The 17114-nt window shown below is 50.4% G+C and carries 19 protein-coding genes and 1 other annotated feature; of the genes, 13 read left to right on the forward strand and 6 right to left on the reverse strand.

Annotated features, from left to right (window positions below; translation table 11 throughout):
• Window positions 1–7: 7 nt before the first annotated feature.
• Entirely contained in the window at window positions 8–454 is a 447-nt protein-coding gene (locus A7K98_RS13140; protein ID WP_087488971.1) for a hypothetical protein, read from the reverse strand.
• A 110-nt stretch (window positions 455–564) separates the two neighbouring features.
• Here A7K98_RS13140 and A7K98_RS13145 point away from each other — a divergent pair, with 110 nt between their 5' ends.
• A complete protein-coding gene (locus tag A7K98_RS13145) occupies window positions 565–777 on the forward strand; it encodes a hypothetical protein (RefSeq protein WP_087488972.1) in 213 nt (70 codons plus the stop codon).
• Between the two features lie 25 nt (window positions 778–802).
• Here the strand turns inward: A7K98_RS13145 and A7K98_RS13150 are convergent, their stop codons facing one another.
• The gene (locus A7K98_RS13150; protein ID WP_087488973.1) at window positions 803–1006 is read right to left on the reverse strand and encodes a hypothetical protein; all 204 of its coding nucleotides are present in this window, start codon (window positions 1004–1006) and stop codon (window positions 803–805) included.
• A gap of 397 nt (window positions 1007–1403) precedes the next feature.
• Window positions 1404–2585: a tyrosine-type recombinase/integrase gene (locus A7K98_RS13160; protein WP_087488975.1), complete on the reverse strand. Its 1182-nt coding sequence runs from the start codon at window positions 2583–2585 to the stop codon at window positions 1404–1406.
• A gap of 176 nt (window positions 2586–2761) precedes the next feature.
• On the opposite strand from A7K98_RS13160, the gene sbcB reads away from it, so the two are divergent.
• A complete protein-coding gene (gene sbcB / locus A7K98_RS13165; protein ID WP_087488976.1) occupies window positions 2762–4192 on the forward strand; it encodes an exodeoxyribonuclease I in 1431 nt (476 codons plus the stop codon).
• A 67-nt stretch (window positions 4193–4259) separates the two neighbouring features.
• Here the strand turns inward: sbcB and A7K98_RS13170 are convergent, their stop codons facing one another.
• Both A7K98_RS13170 and A7K98_RS13180 read right to left on the reverse strand, forming a co-directional pair.
• The gene (locus A7K98_RS13170) at window positions 4260–5621 is read right to left on the reverse strand and encodes an APC family permease (protein ID WP_087488977.1); all 1362 of its coding nucleotides are present in this window, start codon (window positions 5619–5621) and stop codon (window positions 4260–4262) included.
• A gap of 388 nt (window positions 5622–6009) precedes the next feature.
• A complete protein-coding gene (locus A7K98_RS13180) occupies window positions 6010–6837 on the reverse strand; it encodes an SDR family oxidoreductase (protein ID WP_087488978.1) in 828 nt (275 codons plus the stop codon).
• A 196-nt stretch (window positions 6838–7033) separates the two neighbouring features.
• On the opposite strand from A7K98_RS13180, the gene hisL reads away from it, so the two are divergent.
• The 9 genes from hisL to hisIE all read left to right on the forward strand — a co-directional run bounded on the left by hisL (window position 7034) and on the right by hisIE (window position 14286).
• Window positions 7034–7081, forward strand: a complete 48-nt coding sequence (gene hisL, locus A7K98_RS21390; RefSeq protein WP_156994614.1) for a his operon leader peptide — start codon at window positions 7034–7036, stop codon at window positions 7079–7081.
• Window positions 7057–7177: a sequence feature (His leader region), on the forward strand. Its footprint overlaps the gene before it by 25 nt.
• A 59-nt stretch (window positions 7178–7236) precedes the next feature.
• Entirely contained in the window at window positions 7237–8136 is a 900-nt protein-coding gene (gene hisG / locus A7K98_RS13185; protein ID WP_087488979.1) for an ATP phosphoribosyltransferase, read from the forward strand.
• 3 nt (window positions 8137–8139) lie between these two features.
• Window positions 8140–9447, forward strand: coding sequence for a histidinol dehydrogenase (hisD, locus tag A7K98_RS13190; RefSeq protein WP_087488980.1), 1308 nt, complete (start codon window positions 8140–8142; stop codon window positions 9445–9447).
• Entirely contained in the window at window positions 9444–10523 is a 1080-nt protein-coding gene (gene hisC, locus A7K98_RS13195) for a histidinol-phosphate transaminase (protein WP_087488981.1), read from the forward strand. The genes hisD and hisC overlap by 4 nt, the downstream gene beginning before the upstream one ends.
• A complete protein-coding gene (gene hisB / locus A7K98_RS13200; protein WP_087488982.1) occupies window positions 10520–11587 on the forward strand; it encodes a bifunctional histidinol-phosphatase/imidazoleglycerol-phosphate dehydratase HisB in 1068 nt (355 codons plus the stop codon). Before hisC ends, hisB begins: the two co-directional genes overlap by 4 nt.
• Complete coding sequence (gene hisH / locus A7K98_RS13205) at window positions 11587–12177, forward strand: imidazole glycerol phosphate synthase subunit HisH (RefSeq protein WP_087488983.1); 591 nt, start codon at window positions 11587–11589, stop codon at window positions 12175–12177. The genes hisB and hisH overlap by 1 nt, the downstream gene beginning before the upstream one ends.
• Window positions 12177–12914 carry a 1-(5-phosphoribosyl)-5-[(5-phosphoribosylamino)methylideneamino]imidazole-4-carboxamide isomerase gene (gene hisA / locus A7K98_RS13210; protein ID WP_087488984.1) on the forward strand — a complete coding sequence of 246 codons (738 nt, stop codon included), beginning with the start codon at window positions 12177–12179 and terminating at the stop codon, window positions 12912–12914. The genes hisH and hisA overlap by 1 nt, the downstream gene beginning before the upstream one ends.
• Window positions 12896–13672 (forward strand): imidazole glycerol phosphate synthase subunit HisF, encoded by a 777-nt coding sequence (gene hisF, locus A7K98_RS13215; protein WP_087488985.1) that lies wholly within the window; start codon window positions 12896–12898, stop codon window positions 13670–13672. Before hisA ends, hisF begins: the two co-directional genes overlap by 19 nt.
• 44 nt (window positions 13673–13716) lie before the next feature.
• Complete coding sequence (gene hisIE, locus A7K98_RS13220; protein WP_407703117.1) at window positions 13717–14286, forward strand: bifunctional phosphoribosyl-AMP cyclohydrolase/phosphoribosyl-ATP diphosphatase HisIE; 570 nt, start codon at window positions 13717–13719, stop codon at window positions 14284–14286.
• Window positions 14287–14343: 57 nt separating this feature from the next.
• Here the strand turns inward: hisIE and A7K98_RS13225 are convergent, their stop codons facing one another.
• Window positions 14344–15240, reverse strand: coding sequence for a LysR family transcriptional regulator (locus A7K98_RS13225; RefSeq protein ID WP_087488987.1), 897 nt, complete (start codon window positions 15238–15240; stop codon window positions 14344–14346).
• A gap of 93 nt (window positions 15241–15333) precedes the next feature.
• Here A7K98_RS13225 and A7K98_RS13230 point away from each other — a divergent pair, with 93 nt between their 5' ends.
• Window positions 15334–16110 (forward strand): NAD(P)H-dependent oxidoreductase, encoded by a 777-nt coding sequence (locus A7K98_RS13230; RefSeq protein WP_087488988.1) that lies wholly within the window; start codon window positions 15334–15336, stop codon window positions 16108–16110.
• 202 nt (window positions 16111–16312) lie between these two features.
• Window positions 16313–17074 (forward strand): MurR/RpiR family transcriptional regulator, encoded by a 762-nt coding sequence (locus A7K98_RS13235; RefSeq protein WP_157665964.1) that lies wholly within the window; start codon window positions 16313–16315, stop codon window positions 17072–17074.
• Window positions 17075–17114 lie beyond the last annotated feature (40 nt).

Raw genomic sequence — 17114 nt, forward strand, 5'->3', positions numbered from 1 at the left:
GCCTGGGTTATATCTCACATAGCTTCCTGGGGTTTCTCTCGTAATAGTCAATATTGTCGTCAGATAATGCATTCTTTAAAAGCTTATCCCACCTTCCCACAACCTGAGAATAGTGTTTCTTTTTCAGGGGGATGCCCAAGAGAATCCGCTGACTGAATTCTGGTTGAAACTCTTCTATACCTTTTAAATCAAGTTCAGCTTTATTTAACTTTTGCACTGCTTTGGACATTCTTCTGGTTATTACTGTTCGTGCACATATGACCGCGCCGATTCCTCTCAAACCAGAAATTGACAGATAATCATGCACGTTGCTCTCTAAATTACGAAAATCATCCTCTGGATTTAGCTGTAGGCAGTAAAGAGTAATGAAAACGTACTCCTCCATGCGAATGCTTATAGGTATGGCGCGCAAAAAATCGATTAAAGCTATTCGTGGATCTTGCTTGATGGTCATGTATCAGCCTTGGAAGGTAAACCACTAATATACGCTGTTTCGAAAAAGAAAACCGAATATTCGAACAACCGCCCACCGAGGCGGTTTTTTATTGCCTAAAGGAAACCACTATGACCCACGCCGACCCACTCGACCAGGCATCGGAGCTTGAGCATCAGCAGTTACAGATAGCGATGGCTAACCGGCCATTGCCGAAACCATTCATCGGCAAGTGCTATAACTGTGATGCCAAGATCAATAAAGGACACTATTGCGATATTTACTGTCGCGAAGATTCAGAAAAGCACGAACGTGCAAATGCTTTTAATTTAAAAAACAAATAAATTAAATTATTAATTTTAATAAAATTCACTCGGAGGTAACTTTATATTCCTTATTATTAAGCTTCTCTTCCAATTCCATCATAATAGAATTTATATCTCTTTTAACTATTATAGGTGAAGCTGAACCATCAACGTAAACCTTTGAATGACAACCAAACTTCTCCACCTGCTTGATGGATGAGGATTTAACAAGCACTGTATTTCCGCGTGCATCTTCAAAAAAGATCATTGCATTAGTCCAGGGTAGGATTATTCCTAGATATGTAATCACAACGGAATTTATATGTAAATGACCTAAAGTTAAAAGATTCAAATAAATTTATGTTTGATTGAATGTTGAGCGCAATACACACTAAAAACTAACCTTTCCCTTACAAATTAACATATGAAAACAATCTCTCAACCGGTCACTGGCGGATTCGTCGCGCCTGCAGGTTGGGTAAAGGAGAATGCTATGCAAATTGAACAGCTCGTTACCGAAAAAGAAGTTATGGCCTGCCTGAATATCCGGTCACCAAACACGATGTGGCGCTACAGAAAAGAATGTTGCTTTCCGGAGCCGGTACGATCACATCCGAATCAATACCGGCCATCCGAGGTGCAGAACTGGATTAACAATGGCGGCTCTAAGCAGAGGATAGCTTCTTAACGTGCCAGAATATTTTCTCCGCGTGAAGCTCATAACCCTGCTTCTGATCTTCAATCCAGTCATGCTTGTTGTATACGGCCATAATCCCACCCAAATCATGCCCCAGCATCTTCTCGGTGACATGGGGCGCTACTCCCTGCTCAGACAATCGGGTAACCAGCGTCCGGCGAAAATCGTGCGCTCTCCAGTACCCGATATCCATGTCATCACGAACCCTACCGATATATCTGTTGGCCGCAGATATCGTTATTGGCTTGTCCAGCTCAGCTCCCGGAAACAAAACACCCTTATAAGTGGTCAGTGCCTTTTCAAGAAGTGGCTCAATCGCCGGGAAGATTGGCCGGCGAATTATGTTACCCATCTTGCTTAACTCCGCGGGCGTGGTCCAGATCATGCTATCCAGGTCAAAGTGCTGCGTTGTGGCCTGCCTCAACTCTGAGTTTCTTGCGCCCCACAGCATCAGCATCTGGTGAAGAAGCTTGTTGGCTGTGGATGCCCGGGTGCGATCTATTTTCAGCCATATTTTCGCCAGTTCCTGATAGGTCAGGACCCTGTCACCTACCTGCGATGACGCACCAAAGTCCCGGGGTAGAATGTTCATCAGAGAAGACGACTCAATATACTGCCGGCGGATGCACCAGTGCGTTGCCGTTCTCAGTTGGCTAAGAACCTGTCGAGCCCGGCGCGGATTCTCCCGCTCCTGCACAGTAAAGAAATCGACCCACTGCTTAGCAGTAATGTCCTCAATGGGTACATACCGAAATGCACCGTCCATGACCTTCATCACTGTTGAACAATAGAGGTCCCGGGTCTTAGGCCTGAGTTGCATAATTACATAGTTTTGGTACCAGTAATCCAGACAGTCGGCCAAGGTAGCTTTTGAGCTCTGGCCTCTATCGAACTTAGAGCGCGGGTCGGTGCCGGAAGCAACCAGTAGCCTGAGTTCATCAGTAATGTTCCTGGCATCCTTTAGCGACACTGACGGATACCGGCCAATACTCATGCGCTGAAATTTTCCCTGCCATTTAAAGCGGAACTGGAAGTTGATAACCCCTTTAGGTGATATCCTTGCGCTCAGGCCGTTAGAGTCTGTAACCTCCGTGGGTCCAGTATAGGCTTTGCCTGAAATTGTTCTTAGCTTCGTGTCTGAAAGAGCCATTCTAAATTTGGTACACCAGAAAAATGGAAGTTGGTACAAGAATGGTACAAAATGTTGCGTGGAGTAAAGAGGATAACAAAGGAAAGTTTAGGATAGAAAAGGTCGATAATTGCTCAATAAAACCGGTAAGAAATTGATATTTAATAAATTAACAGGAAAGAAAAGGAAGGTATTGGATGAAAAATAATGAATCAGTAACGCCTACCTTCCTCTTCCATGACTACGAGACTTTTGGAAAACATCCGGCACTGGACCGTCCGGCTCAGTTTGCCGGTATTCGTACTGACGCCGAATTTAATATTATTGGTGAACCGGAAGTTTTTTACTGCCAGCCGGCCGACGATTATCTTCCTCAGCCGGAAGCGGTAATGATTACCGGAATTACCCCTCAGCATGCGTTGGCACAGGGGGTCAGTGAAGCCGAATTTGCACGACGTATTCATACTTTGTTCTCTGAACCTGCGACCTGTGTGGTGGGTTACAATAACGTTCGCTTCGATGATGAAGTCAGCCGCAATATTTTTTACCGTAACTTTTATGATCCTTATGGCTGGAGCTGGCAGGCTGGTAACTCCCGGTGGGATTTGCTGGACGTGATGCGGGCCTGTTATGCCCTGCGCCCTGAAGGGATTAACTGGCCGGAAAATGAAGAAGGTTTTCCCTCCTTCCGGCTGGAACACCTGACGGCCGCCAACAATGTCAGCCATGAGCAAGCCCATGATGCGATGTCAGATGTGTATGCCACCATTGCAATGGCCAGGCTGGTCAGGGAAAAACAGCCGAAACTGTTCGATTTCCTGTTCCGGCATCGTAATAAAAATAAACTCCAGACACTGATTGATATTCCACAGATGAAACCGCTGGTTCATGTGTCCGGAATGTTTGGGGCCGCCAGAGGAAATACCAGCTGGATAGTACCGCTCGCCTGGCATCCGGATAACAAAAATGCGCTGATTACCATAGATTTGGCTGGTGATATCCGGCCATTGCTGGAGGAAACCGCCGATACACTGCGCGAGCGTCTGTACAGTAGTCGTGAACAGCGTGGTTCATTGCCGGCAGTGCCGTTAAAACTGGTACATATCAACAAGTGCCCGGTACTGGCGCCCGCCAGCACATTGCGCCCGGAAGATGCAGAGCGGCTGGCCATTGATCGTCAGCATTGCCTGGAAAACCTCGCATTACTGCGCCGTCACAGCGAAATCCGGGAAAAAGTGGTTTCCGTTTTTGCGACCAGCCGTGAATTTCCCGCCAATAGTGATGTGGATGCACAACTGTATAACGGTTTCTTCGGTGAAGCGGATAAGCATGCCATGAATATTATCCGGACAACCGAGCCACGCAATCTGCCGGCTCTTGATCTGACCTATCACGATCCACGAATTAATATCCTGTTGTTTCGTTACCGCGCCCGTAACTTCCCGGGCACCCTTGATGACAGTGAACAGCAACGCTGGCTGGAACATCGCCGTGAAATGCTCTCTGCACCTCGTGTTGAGCAATATATTGAGGAGCTGCAACAGCTGGCAGCACTTTATCCGGAAGACGAACGCAGGCAATCACTGCTGAAATCACTGTATCGCTATGCAGAAACGTTACTGAGCTGATACGCAGTCGAAAAAAAACCCCACCGGTGGTCACCGGCAGGGTTTTTATCTCAAAGCAGTGAGTGGATTATAATCCGTCTTCACTGTACTGCGGTACCGGCAGGCGGAAGCTGCGCGTTACCACGGCCAGGTAAACAATCCCAATCGCCGCCCAGATCAGTCCCAGAACCATTGAACTCTCTTCCAGGTTAACCCATAAAGCACCGACAGTAATCGCCCCCAGCAAAGGCAGAATCAGGAAGCTGAAGTGATCTTTCAGTGTTTTATTACGTTTTTCACGAATCCAGAACTGCGAAATCACGGACAGGTTAACAAAGGTAAACGCTACCAGCGCACCAAAGTTAATCAGAGCTGTCGCGGTGACCAGGTCAAAGTTAATTGCCAGCAGCGCAATTGCCCCTACCAGCAACACGTTCAGTGTCGGGGTAGACCATTTTGGCGAAATATAACCGAAGAAACGCTGCGGGAATACACCGTCACGTCCCATCACGTACATCAGACGTGATACGCCTGCATGCGCAGCCATACCTGAAGCCAGTACGGTGACACAGGAGAAGATCAGGATACCAAACTGGAACGTTTTCCCGGCAACATACAGCATAATTTCTGGCTGCGATGAGTCAGGATCTTTGAAGCGTGAAATGTCCGGGAAGTACAGTTGCAGGAAATAAGACACTGCAATAAACAGTAACCCACCAATCAGCGCTGTCAGGAAGATCGCTTTCGGAATAGTACGTTCAGCATCTTTGGTTTCTTCAGACAGAGAACTGATGCCATCGAAACCAAGGAATGAGAAGCACAATATCGTCGCCCCGGTAATCATCGGCACAACCTGCGCATCTGAAGACCAGAACGGTTTGCTGCTTACCAGAGTTCCGGCACCCACCCCATGGCTGACACCATAGATAACCAGGCCAACAATAAATACCATCACCGCAATCTGCAAGACCACAATGATGCTGTTAAAGTTAGCGACGGTTTTAATCCCTTTCAGGTTAGTTACCGTCATAAATACCACCAGTAATACCACGAAGATCCATGACGGAATCCCTGGCACCAGTGATTCAAAATAGCTTTTTGCCAGCAGGATGTTAATCATTGGCATGAACAGGTAGTCCAGCAATGATGACCAGCCGACCATAAACCCGACGTGAGGGCTAATAGATTTCTGTGCGTAAGTATATGCCGAACCGGCTGACGGGAAGCGGCGAACCAGCTTGCCATAGCTCAGAGCGGTAAAAAGAATCGCGATTAATGCAAAGACATAAGCCGTCGCAACATGACCACCGGTCAGTCCCGAGACAATCCCGAATGTATCAAACAGGGTCATTGGCTGCATATAAGCCAGACCAATCATAACCACCGGAAGCAGCGTTAGAGTTTTTTTAAGATTGGCACGCTGTGGTGCTGGAGAAGTATTATTTTGCATGATGGTGCCCCCCTACAGTAACAATCTGTGCGGATTGCTCCACAGGGAATTTCCGCGCAGGGCGAAAAGTGAAGTGAATAGCAGATTTGCCAAAGCATGTCGCGCCGTAGTCGTCACGAAAGCGGTTACCAGAGACAACTGGTAAAGTGGATAACAACCCCATCAATATTTCCTCAGACTCACCTTCAGTGAGTGTTTTTTTGTGTATATCTCTCCGGAATAAATCCGGCCCCATCAGGAGAAAGTCATAAAACATTCATGCAAAAAAAATAACCGATGCCAGGAAAGGCGTCGGTTATTTTTCAAATTTGCAGATGCACATTTTGCCCAAAACCGACCATCAATACAAGAGATTATCGTAATTTCGGGGGTGTTTTGCGGGTAAAGCCTATTCCAGGGGCATCTGGAAAGGATCTGACCAGCGGTAAGCAAAGCCCCGTTGCCGGCAAATATTCTCTGCCAGTACCACTTTGCCCCCGTTCGAAGAGAACTGCTGATCAAACTCCGGGGCATCCCACCCTGCCTGCCGGGCCAGTTGTGGATAAAACTGGTCGCGCGGCGGATGTCCGGCCGCACACAGATTGTAAATACCGCTCCGACCTGGTTGTTCCAGCAATAATACTATCGCCGCAATCACATCATCCAGATGCACCAGGTTAACTCCGTGCTGTCCGTTAGTCAGGCCACGTTTACCCGCCAGGAAACGTCCGGGATGGCGATCAGGGCCCACCAGCCCTGCCAGTCGTAAAATATCCACCTGAGTTCCCGGTAAATCGTGCAGCCACTGCTCCAGTCGCACCAGAGAATGAGCGGCAGCAGTTACCGGATGCAGCGGGCTGTTTTCATCAACCTCGCCACTGACATCGCCATAAACGGATGTCGAACTGGTAAAGATGATATGTTTCACTTTGTGTGCCAGCGCACTGTCGACAATATTCTGCACTGCATAGACGTACTGCTCGCTGCTTTCAGCACTCCGGCTGGCCGGCAACGTAACCACCAGTGCATCGGCGTCCAGCAAATCGGCTAAATCATCAGCATCACACTCCGGTTCAGGAGTCAGTTTCAGCAGGCAGGCATTAATACCGACCGCCCGGGCCGCCTGCACACCATCTGCAGTGGTTTTACTGCCAGTAACCTGCCAGCCTCTGCCTGCCAGCTGTCGTGCCAGCGGCATTCCCAGCCAGCCCAGCCCCACGATTGCTACTTTTTTCATACAGATTTCGCCTTAATAGTATCCTGTCCAACGCCAAAGTCTCTGCTTAACGATGGTATTCCTCCGGCGGTTTTCAGGCCAGTACAAATTTTTGCCATCATTTCTGCTTATCATTATAAAAAAGTGTTGCCAGTATGCGTTATTTTGGTTAGCTTAAATGCCAGACAAATGACCCTTTAAATCGTCGGAAAAATTTATGATTCGCGTTCAATCTAACCACCATCATCACCATCATCCTGACTAGTCTTTCAGGCGATGTGTGCTGGGAGACGAAAAGATCTTCCAGTGGTTTGAGCGCAATATTAAACCCCCGGAAGAGATCTTCCGGGGGTTTTTTTATGGGCAGAAATTTAACAATTATAAATTCCGCACAGGAACAGTAAACAGAGGACTGGACAGATGTTAGATAACAAACGTATCCGCATTGCCATGCAAAAATCAGGTCGCCTGAGTGATGACTCCCGCGAACTGCTGACCCGTTGTGGTATTAAAATTAATCTGCAACAGCAGCGCCTGATTGCATTCGCCGAGAATATGCCGATTGATATCCTGCGGGTACGTGATGACGATATCCCTGGCCTGGTCATGGATGGTGTGGTTGACCTGGGCATTATTGGTGAAAATGTGCTGGAAGAAGAGTTACTGTCTCGTCGTGCCCAGGGCGAAGACCCGCGTTATACCACCCTGCGTCGCCTCGATTTCGGTGGTTGTCGGTTATCACTGGCCATGCCGGTGGATGCTGAGTACACCGGCCCTGAATGTCTGAATAACAAACGTGTTGCCACTTCCTATCCTCACCTTCTGAAACGCTACTTCGACAGTAAAAATATCGCTTTTAAATCCTGCCTGCTGAATGGTTCAGTCGAAGTAGCCCCGCGTGCCGGGCTGGCTGACGGTATCTGTGACCTGGTTTCTACCGGCGCAACTCTGGAAGCCAACGGACTGCGTGAAGTTGATGTTATTTATCGTTCCAAAGCAGTACTTATTCAGCGCGACGGAGAGATGCCAGCCGAGAAGCAGTATCTGATTGATAAACTGCTGACCCGTATTCAGGGCGTAATTAAAGCGCGTGAATCAAAATACATCATGCTGCACGCGCCAACCGATCGGCTGGAAGAAGTTATCAGCCTGTTACCGGGTGCCGAACGTCCTACCCTGTTGCCTCTGGCAGGAGATCAGGCCCGGGTTGCCATGCACATGGTCAGCAGTGAAACACTGTTCTGGGAAACCATGGAAAAACTGAAATCACTGGGTGCCAGTTCAATTCTCGTTCTGCCAATCGAAAAAATGATGGAGTAAGCGATGAGCAGCTTTGACACTATTATCGACTGGCAACAGTGCAGTGCAGAACAGCAGCAGGCGTTGCTAAAACGCCCTGCTCTGGCCTCCTCAGACACCATCGCTCAGACGGTTCAGGATGTGCTGGCACAGGTGCGTGAGCAGGGAGATACAGCACTGCGTAACTTCAGTGCTAAATTCGACAAAGTCAGCCCTGAAAACTTTGCAGTCAGTGAGCAGGAAATCACGGCAGCAGTGGCACGGGTGAGTGATTCACTGAAAGCTGCCATGCAGACGGCAGCCAGTAATATAGAAGCCTTTCACCAGGCGCAGGTGTTCCCGGGGGTGGATATCGAAACCCAGCCCGGGGTACGCTGCCAGCAGGTGACTCGTCCGGTTCAGTCTGTCGGTCTTTATATTCCGGGTGGCTCTGCCCCGCTGTTCTCTACGGTACTGATGCTGGCAACCCCGGCACGCATTGCCGGCTGCGGTAAAGTAGTGCTTTGCTCACCGCCACCGATTGCTGATGAAATCCTGTTTGCTGCCAGACTGTGCGGCATCAGTAAAGTATTCCAGGTAGGTGGCGCGCAGGCCATCGCCGCCATGGCCTTCGGCACTGACTCCGTGCCAAAAGTAGATAAAATTTTTGGGCCTGGCAACGCCTGGGTCACTGAGGCTAAACGCCAGGTCAGCCAACGGCTGGATGGTGCCGCTATCGATATGCCGGCAGGCCCTTCAGAAGTTCTGGTGATTGCCGACGAAGGTGCGACTCCGTCATTCGTCGCGTCTGATTTGCTCTCTCAGGCAGAACACGGTCCGGATTCTCAGGTTATCCTGCTAACGCCTTCACGTACGATGGCGGAAAAAGTGGCGGAAGAGATCCACCGTCAACTGGCTGAACTGCCACGCGCAGAAACAGCCCGCCAGGCGCTGTCTGCCAGCCGGCTGATTGTGGCACAGGATTTAGCGGAGTGTATTGCCATTTCCAACCGCTACGGGCCTGAACACCTGATTATCCAGACCCGCGAACCGAGAAAATGGGTAGAGCAAATCACCAGCGCCGGTTCCGTATTCCTTGGTGACTGGTCACCGGAATCTGCCGGTGATTACGCGTCAGGCACTAACCATGTGTTGCCGACTTACGGATATACTTCAACTTATTCCAGTCTCGGACTGGCTGATTTTCAAAAACGCATGACAATCCAGGAGCTGTCTCCGTCAGGCTTTGCTGCACTGGCCCCGGCGATCGAAATTCTGGCTGCCGCAGAACGGCTTGATGCTCACAAAAATGCCGTCACGCTACGTGTGAAAGCTCTGGAGGATAATGTATGACCAGGTCTGTTGAACAACTGGCTCGCGAGAACGTCAGAGCCCTTACCCCTTATCAGTCTGCCAGACGATTAGGAGGTAAAGGAGATGTGTGGCTGAATGCTAACGAGTATCCGGTAGCTGTGCCATTTGAACTGACCCGTCAGACGCTGAACCGTTATCCGGAATGTCAGCCAGCTCAGGTTATCGAACGCTACGCGGCTTACTGTGGCCTGAACAGTGATCAGGTGCTGGTCAGCCGTGGTGCTGACGAAGGCATTGAGCTGTTAATTCGTGCTTTCTGTGAACCGGGTAAAGATATGATTCTGTTCTGTCCGCCAACTTACGGCATGTACAGTGTCAGTGCCGAAACTATCGGTGTCGAATATCTGACCGTACCCGCTCTGGAGAACTGGCAACCGGATGTCCCGGCCATTGCCGCACAACTGGATGGCGTGAAACTGGTTTATCTGTGCAGCCCGAATAATCCGACGGGTAATCTTATTGATCCGCAGTCGATTCGTGAGCTGTTAGACCTGACCGCTGGTAAAGCACTGGTAGTGGCAGACGAAGCCTATATCGATTTTTGCCCCGAAGCCTCACTGACCAGTTGGTTGCTTGATTATCCGCACCTGGTGATTCTGCGCACTCTGTCCAAAGCCTTTGCTCTGGCCGGTTTGCGTTGTGGCTTCACCCTGGCAAACCCTGAGGTGATCAATCTGCTGTTGAAAGTGATTGCTCCTTACCCGTTGTCTGCACCGGTGGCAGATATTGCAGCTCAGGCTCTGAGTGAACAGGGACTGGCACTGATGCGTGAAAATGTTAAAACGCTCAATCAGACCCGCAGCTGGTTACAGCAGCAACTGGAGCAGTGCTCGCTGGTTGAGCAGGTCTATCCGAGCTCAGCCAACTATCTGCTGGTTCGTTTTACCCGGACTACGGTGTTCCGTGCCTTATGGGATCAGGGCATTATTTTACGTGACCAGAGCAAAAACCCGGGCCTGAACGGCTGTTTACGAATTTCTATCGGCACGCGTCAGGAGTGTGAAACCCTGATAAGTGCCCTGCACTCTTTAAGCGATTCTGCGGAGCAAGCATGAGCCAGAAAACTCTTTTTATTGACCGTGACGGAACACTGATCTCCGAACCTCCTGTCGATTTCCAGGTTGACCGGATGGACAAACTCGCTTTTGAACCTGGCGTTATCCCGGCAATGCTGCGCCTGCAGGAAGCCGGCTATCAGTTGGTGATGATTACCAATCAGGACGGACTGGGCACTGACAGCTTTCCACAGGCGGACTTTGATGGCCCACACAACCTGATGATGCAGGTATTCAGCTCTCAGGGCGTCAACTTTAGTGAAGTTCTGATTTGCCCACACAAACCAGAAGATAACTGCGACTGCCGTAAACCTCATACAAAGATGGTAGAACCGTGGCTGGCCGAAGGTGTGCTGGATAAGCAAAACAGTTATGTGATTGGTGATCGCCAGACGGATATCACCCTGGCAGAAAATATGGGTATTCAGGGTATCCGCTATGGCGAAGGTGAAAACCTGTGGCCTCAAATTGCCGACCGCCTGACTCGCCGTGATCGCCATGCGCTGGTACAGCGTAATACCAAAGAAACTCAGGTAATGGCCGAAGTGTGGCTGGACCGTGAAGGTGGCAGCAAAATCAGTACCGGTGTGGGTTTCTTTGACCACATGCTGGATCAGATTGCTACCCATGGTGGTTTCCGGATGAACATTGATGTGAAAGGTGATCTGTATATCGATGATCACCACACCGTAGAGGATACCGGGCTGGCGCTGGGTGAAGCACTGCTTAAAGCATTGGGTGACAAACGCGGTATCGGTCGTTTCGGTTTCGTACTGCCAATGGATGAATGCCAGGCCCGTTGTGCCCTGGACATCTCCGGTCGCCCTTACCTGGTGTATAAAGCAGCGTTTACTTTCCAACGAGTCGGTGATCTGAGTACCGAAATGGTCGAGCATTTCTTCCGCTCACTCTCCTACAGCATGGCTTGTACCCTGCATCTGAAAACCAAGGGGAATAATGATCACCACCGCGTAGAAAGCCTGTTTAAAGCTTTTGGCCGTACTCTGCGCCAGGCGATTCAGGTTAACGGCAACACTTTACCGAGTTCAAAAGGGGTACTGTAATGAGTATCGTCATCCTGGACACCGGTTGTGCCAACCTGTCTTCGGTAAAGTGGGCGGTAGAACGCCTGGGTTATCAGCCGGTTGTCAGCCGTGATAAAGCCATAGTGCTAAATGCCGACAAACTGTTTTTGCCCGGAGTAGGCACAGCACGGGCCGCCATGGACCAGTTACAGGAGCGGGAACTGGTTGAGCTGATTAAAAACTGCACCCAGCCCGTGCTGGGGATCTGTCTGGGTATGCAATTACTGGCACGTCACAGCCAGGAAAATAACGGAATTGATACTCTCGGACTGATGGATGAAGAAGTTTCCCTGATGGAAACAGGCGATCTGCCATTACCGCATATGGGCTGGAACCAACTGACCGCCCATGCCGGGCATCCGTTATTTCGCAACATCTCAGCGGACAGCTATTTTTACTTTGTTCACAGCTACGCGATGCCGGTATTTAGCGGCACTATCGCCCAGTGTGATTACGGACAACCGTTCTCTGCCGCAGTCCAGCAGGACAACTTTTACGGTGTCCAGTTTCACCCGGAACGCTCCGGCAAAGCCGGTGCTCAGCTGATTAAAAACTTCCTGGAGATGTAATGATTATCCCCGCACTTGATTTAATTGAAGGTAAGGTAGTCCGTCTTCACCAGGGCGATTATGCGCAACAGCGCGATTATGGTAGCGACCCTTTGCCACGTTTACAGGCTTATCAGCAGGAAGGAGCCGGGGTATTGCATCTGGTTGATTTAACCGGGGCTAAAGATCCTGCAGCCCGGCAGATTCCACTGCTGAAAAAGTTACTGGCAGGTGTCAGTGTGCCGGTCCAGGTAGGTGGTGGCATTCGCAGCCGTGCAGATGTCGCCTCATTGCTGGAAGCCGGAGCCACACGAGTGGTGGTGGGTTCTACCGCTATTCGCGAGCCGGAAGAAGTAAAACAGTGGTTTCGTGACTTTGGCGCTGATGCTATTGTCCTGGCGCTGGATGTTCGTATTGACGAAAATCAGCGTAAAGAAGTCGCCATCAGTGGCTGGCAGGAAGCCGGTGGAGTGACCCTGGAACAGGTCATTGAAGATTATCAGTCTGTCGGACTGAAACATGTGCTTTGTACCGACATCTCACGTGACGGCACCCTGGCCGGGTCTAATGTGGCTCTGTATCAGGAAATTACTGCCCGTTACCCACAGATTGCCTTCCAGTCTTCCGGAGGCATTGGTTCGCTGGCCGATATCGCCGCACTGCGCAACACCGGTGTTCAGGGCGTTATTGTCGGGCGAGCTTTACTGGAAGGTAAATTTACAGTGACGGAGGCTATTTCATGCTGGCAAAACGGATAATACCCTGCCTGGATGTTCGTGACGGACAGGTAGTTAAAGGCGTGCAATTCCGCAACCACGAAATTATCGGTGATATCGTCCCGCTGGCAAAACGCTATGCCGAGGAAGGTGCCGATGAGCTGGTTTTCTACGATATCACCGCCTCCTCTGACGGTCGTGTGGTTGATAAGAGCTGGGTGTCACGGGTTGCCGAAGTCATTGATATTCCGTTCTGTGTAGCCGGTGGCATTAAAACACCGGAAGACGCGGCACGCATTCTGACGTTCGGGGCGGATAAAATCTCCATTAACTCACCGGCGTTAGCCGACCCGGATCTGATCACCCGCCTGGCCGACCGTTTTGGTGTACAGTGTATTGTGGTAGGGATTGATACCTGGTTCGACGAACAGACCGGTCTGTACCACGTTAACCAATACACTGGCGACGAATCACGGACCCGCGTTACTCAATGGCAAACCGCCGACTGGGTAACCGAAGTTCAGAAACGTGGAGCCGGTGAAATCGTCCTGAATATGATGAACCAGGATGGCGTTCGTAACGGCTATGATTTACAGCAACTGAAGCTGATCCGTGAACGTTGCCATGTGCCACTGATTGCATCAGGCGGTGCCGGAACCATGCAGCACTTCCTGGATGCCTTCCGTGAAACCAATATTGATGGTGCACTGGCGGCCTCGGTATTCCATAAACAACTGATTAATATCGCAGAGCTGAAAGAGTTTTTGCGTACCAATAATGTGGAGATCCGTTCGTGTTAAGCGCTGAACAACTTGCCCGGCTGGACTGGGAAAAAACCGACGGCATGATCCCGGCGATCATCCAGCATAAAATCTCCGGTGAAGTACTGATGCTGGGATATATGAATGCTGAAGCTCTGGAAGTCACCCAACAGACCGGTCATGTGACCTTCTGGTCACGCACCAAAAACCGCCTGTGGACCAAAGGAGAAACCTCCGGCCATTTTCTGCAGGTAGAAAGTATTACGGCTGACTGTGACAATGACAGTCTGCTGGTACTGGCCATTCCTGAGGGCCCAACCTGCCATACCGGCACTTCCAGCTGTTTTTCTCCGGCTGCCAGTGACTGGACTTTCCTGTATCAGCTGGAGCAACTGCTGGCTTCGCGTAAATCTGCCGATCCTGACAGCTCTTATACCGCCAGCCTGTATGCCCGGGGTACTAAGCGTATTGCGCAAAAAGTGGGTGAGGAAGGCGTCGAAACGGCACTGGCTGCCACCGTCAATGACCGTTTTGAACTGAAAAATGAAGCCTCAGATCTGGTCTATCACCTGCTGGTATTGCTGCAGGACCAGGAACTTGATTTCAGTACCGTCATCAATAACCTGCGTGAGCGGCATCAGAAGAAAGCCTGACTCTGATTCCTGAACACTGCACCCGTTCACCGGGTGCAGTTCTGACAGTACCAACTGTCAGAGGGTCCCAGCCAGTTGCTCCCTCAGCCAATGATGTCCGGGATCACGATGCAGCCGTTCCGGCCAGACCATCAGCATCTCAAAACCTGCTATCGCCAGTGGCGGTTCGGTAAACTGCAATGCCGGGTTTCCCTGCACCATTCGCAACGGCACAATAGCGACCAGATCGGTCGTTGCCAGCACAGCATTCAGTGCCAGAAAATGTGGCACCGATAAAACGACCTGCCGCGCTAATCCCTGCTCTGCCAGGCTTATATCGGTCATCCCCCGAAAACCACCCCCTTCCGGGGACACGATGGCATACTCAAAAGCAGTAAACCTGAACAAATCCGGCGCTACCTGTAATCCCGGATGGCCTGCGCGCCCTGCCAGTACATAACGCTCACTGAATATCCTGCGACTGTGCATTTCCGGTGGGGCTTCGCTGGCAGTGACCAGAGCCAGATCAATATCTCCACGTTGTGCTTTGGTGGAAATTCCGGAAGGTACGCACTGTTCAATCGCCAGCCTCACCCCCGGAGCGGCTTTGCGCAGCGCTGACAGCGCCGGCAGCAGAATGGTGTATTCACCATAGTCGAAGGCGGCAATTTTCCAGGTCTGGCTGGCCGTGGCAGGATCAAACGGCTGTGCCGGTGCGACAGCCAGTTCCAGCCCACGCAACGCAAGGTGCAGAGGTTCGCGCAGCTGACTGGCCCGTGCTGTCGGGAGCATGCCTCGCGGTCCTGGCAGCAATAGCGGATCACCAAAAAACTCCCTTAAGCGGGCCAGTTGAATGCTCACTGTTGGCTGAGACAAATGCAGGCGGTTTGCCGCCCGGGTAACGTTTAACTCACTCAGCAATATATCGAGAGTTAACAATAAATTAAGGTCTAACTGCTTAAAGGTATTGTTCATAATAATACCTGATATTTTATTAATTAATTTTCACTATATCTCTGTTCGTTTTACCGTGCTTGTCTTTATCTGACAAGTGAGACAGTTATGTAAATTCTTGTGGTTTCTGCCCATCCTGAAGCGACCTCGGTTACCCGGCAACTGGCCGATATCTCTGTCAGCACCCTGGTAAAACAGGGCCACCAGGTGATGGAATCTGACCTGTACGCAATGAACTGGAAGGCGATATATGATGCCAGCGATTTTCCGGATCGGGTGAGTAATGAACGTTTATCGTTTATTCAGGAATCCGCACACGCCTATAGCAATGGATATCAGACTGCCGACGTTACAGAAGAACAACGTAAGCTGGCGGAAGCCGATGCGGTTATCCTGCATTTCCCACTGTGGTGGTTCAGCATGCCGGCAATTATGAAGGGATGGATAGACAGAGTCTGGGCTTATGGGCTGGCCTATGGTTACAAAGATGCAGGTAACCGTTACCGTTATGGTGAAGGCGGTCTCGCCGGCAAACGCGCATTGCTGGCAGTGAGTGTCGGTGGACCTGCTGTCGATTATGGTCCGCGCGGTATTAATGGCCCGCTCGACCAGTTGTTATTCCCGATAACCCACGGGACTTTGTTCTTTGCCGGTATGGACGTATTACCGGAGTTTGCACTTTACTCGACCGGAGCTTATGACAGTGAAGCTATGGCGGCCGGAGCAGGTGCATGGCGCGAACGACTGGCAGGCTTGTTTACCGATGCTCCTGTCCCGTTCCGACGACAAAATGACGGGGATTATCCGGACAGGCACGTTCTTTCCGAAAATATATTGACGAATCAACGTGGCCTGACGGTACATACCATTCCGGGCAGCCGTGAGCACTGAGCGGTTCAACAGAGACAGCGCCAGGTTACCCGCAGGGAAAATCCAGACTGTCTGAGGTTGTCTCTGTTTATCAACACCAGAAACGACGGACAGAATTGTCTTCCATTTCTTCCGTCGCAGATCCCGTTTTTCGCCACCTGCCACCGCTTATTCCTCTGAAAGGATTACCATGAGTCATTGGTTCTTCTGCCTGGAGCGAACGATGAACTATTATCACAGCCCTTTGTACATCAAATTATCTGAATATCTGTTCTGTTGCCGAAAAGCCTCGGTATACGTCAACATTGCGCTGGTGATGTTGAAAAAAATTCGCGAATTCCCGACCATCTATATTGAGGAAATCGCCTTACTGGCGAATACCACCCCTGCCAGCGTCACCAGATTCTGTAAAGTGCTGGGATACCCGACATTTCAGACACTCAAACAAGACCTGAAACCCTTTTTCACTCCGCCCATGACCCGGCAGACTGAAGATCCGCGGTGGTCAGAAGCCGCGATGTTAAAGAAAATCCACCAGCATTTACCTTTGGCATTATGCCGACAGATAGCTTGCGCGCTGGAAAAAAGCCGAAACCTACTGATTTTATCCAATGATTACAGTTTTATGCCTTCAAATTTGCTGCGGGAGGCTCTGGCCAATGAGCAACGACTGGTTTTCCAGTTGCACCGTCAAAGTGACAATCACCTGTTAGCCAAATTTATTAGGCTCAGTGATACCGTGGTACTGATAGATTTAACCGGCGACTGGCTCAGAAAGCACCCTGAGCTCCTGCCTGCGTTGTCAGTAAAAACCGCTGTCTGTTTCTCTGCCGGACAACCGCAGTCCGGAACGGAAAATTTGTTTGACTTTGTTATCGATTTAACCAAACCCCCTGATTTTTTCAGCTCGAACTATTTTTCCTGCCTGGCGATCACCAGCACCGTGTTCCATATCCTTCGTTTCACCCGCCCCCCGGGGTTCTGAAGTTCGCGTTTTTTGCCAGCAAAGAATTCATTTTCCAAAA

The sequence above is a fragment of the Tatumella citrea genome (assembly GCF_002163585.1).
GTDB lineage: Bacteria > Pseudomonadota > Gammaproteobacteria > Enterobacterales > Enterobacteriaceae > Tatumella > Tatumella citrea.

Bases quoted from the DNA above. Each gene is read 5' to 3' on its own strand.
- hisG (WP_087488979.1), top strand. From the start codon at position 7,237: ATGTTAGATAACAAACGTATCCGCATTGCCATGCAAAAATCAGGTCGC.
- hisD (WP_087488980.1), top strand. From the start codon at position 8,140: ATGAGCAGCTTTGACACTATTATCGACTGGCAACAGTGCAGTGCAGAA.
- A7K98_RS13160 (WP_087488975.1), bottom strand. From the start codon at position 2,585: ATGGCTCTTTCAGACACGAAGCTAAGAACAATTTCAGGCAAAGCCTAT.
- hisIE (WP_407703117.1), top strand. From the start codon at position 13,717: ATGATCCCGGCGATCATCCAGCATAAAATCTCCGGTGAAGTACTGATG.
- hisC (WP_087488981.1), top strand. From the start codon at position 9,444: ATGACCAGGTCTGTTGAACAACTGGCTCGCGAGAACGTCAGAGCCCTT.
- hisB (WP_087488982.1), top strand. From the start codon at position 10,520: ATGAGCCAGAAAACTCTTTTTATTGACCGTGACGGAACACTGATCTCC.
- A7K98_RS13140 (WP_087488971.1), bottom strand. From the start codon at position 454: ATGACCATCAAGCAAGATCCACGAATAGCTTTAATCGATTTTTTGCGC.
- A7K98_RS13150 (WP_087488973.1), bottom strand. From the start codon at position 1,006: ATGATCTTTTTTGAAGATGCACGCGGAAATACAGTGCTTGTTAAATCC.
- A7K98_RS13235 (WP_157665964.1), top strand. From the start codon at position 16,313: ATGAACTATTATCACAGCCCTTTGTACATCAAATTATCTGAATATCTG.
- hisA (WP_087488984.1), top strand. From the start codon at position 12,177: ATGATTATCCCCGCACTTGATTTAATTGAAGGTAAGGTAGTCCGTCTT.
- A7K98_RS13170 (WP_087488977.1), bottom strand. From the start codon at position 5,621: ATGCAAAATAATACTTCTCCAGCACCACAGCGTGCCAATCTTAAAAAA.
- sbcB (WP_087488976.1), top strand. From the start codon at position 2,762: ATGAAAAATAATGAATCAGTAACGCCTACCTTCCTCTTCCATGACTAC.
- A7K98_RS13225 (WP_087488987.1), bottom strand. From the start codon at position 15,240: ATGAACAATACCTTTAAGCAGTTAGACCTTAATTTATTGTTAACTCTC.
- A7K98_RS13145 (WP_087488972.1), top strand. From the start codon at position 565: ATGACCCACGCCGACCCACTCGACCAGGCATCGGAGCTTGAGCATCAG.
- hisH (WP_087488983.1), top strand. From the start codon at position 11,587: ATGAGTATCGTCATCCTGGACACCGGTTGTGCCAACCTGTCTTCGGTA.
- hisF (WP_087488985.1), top strand. From the start codon at position 12,896: ATGCTGGCAAAACGGATAATACCCTGCCTGGATGTTCGTGACGGACAG.
- A7K98_RS13180 (WP_087488978.1), bottom strand. From the start codon at position 6,837: ATGAAAAAAGTAGCAATCGTGGGGCTGGGCTGGCTGGGAATGCCGCTG.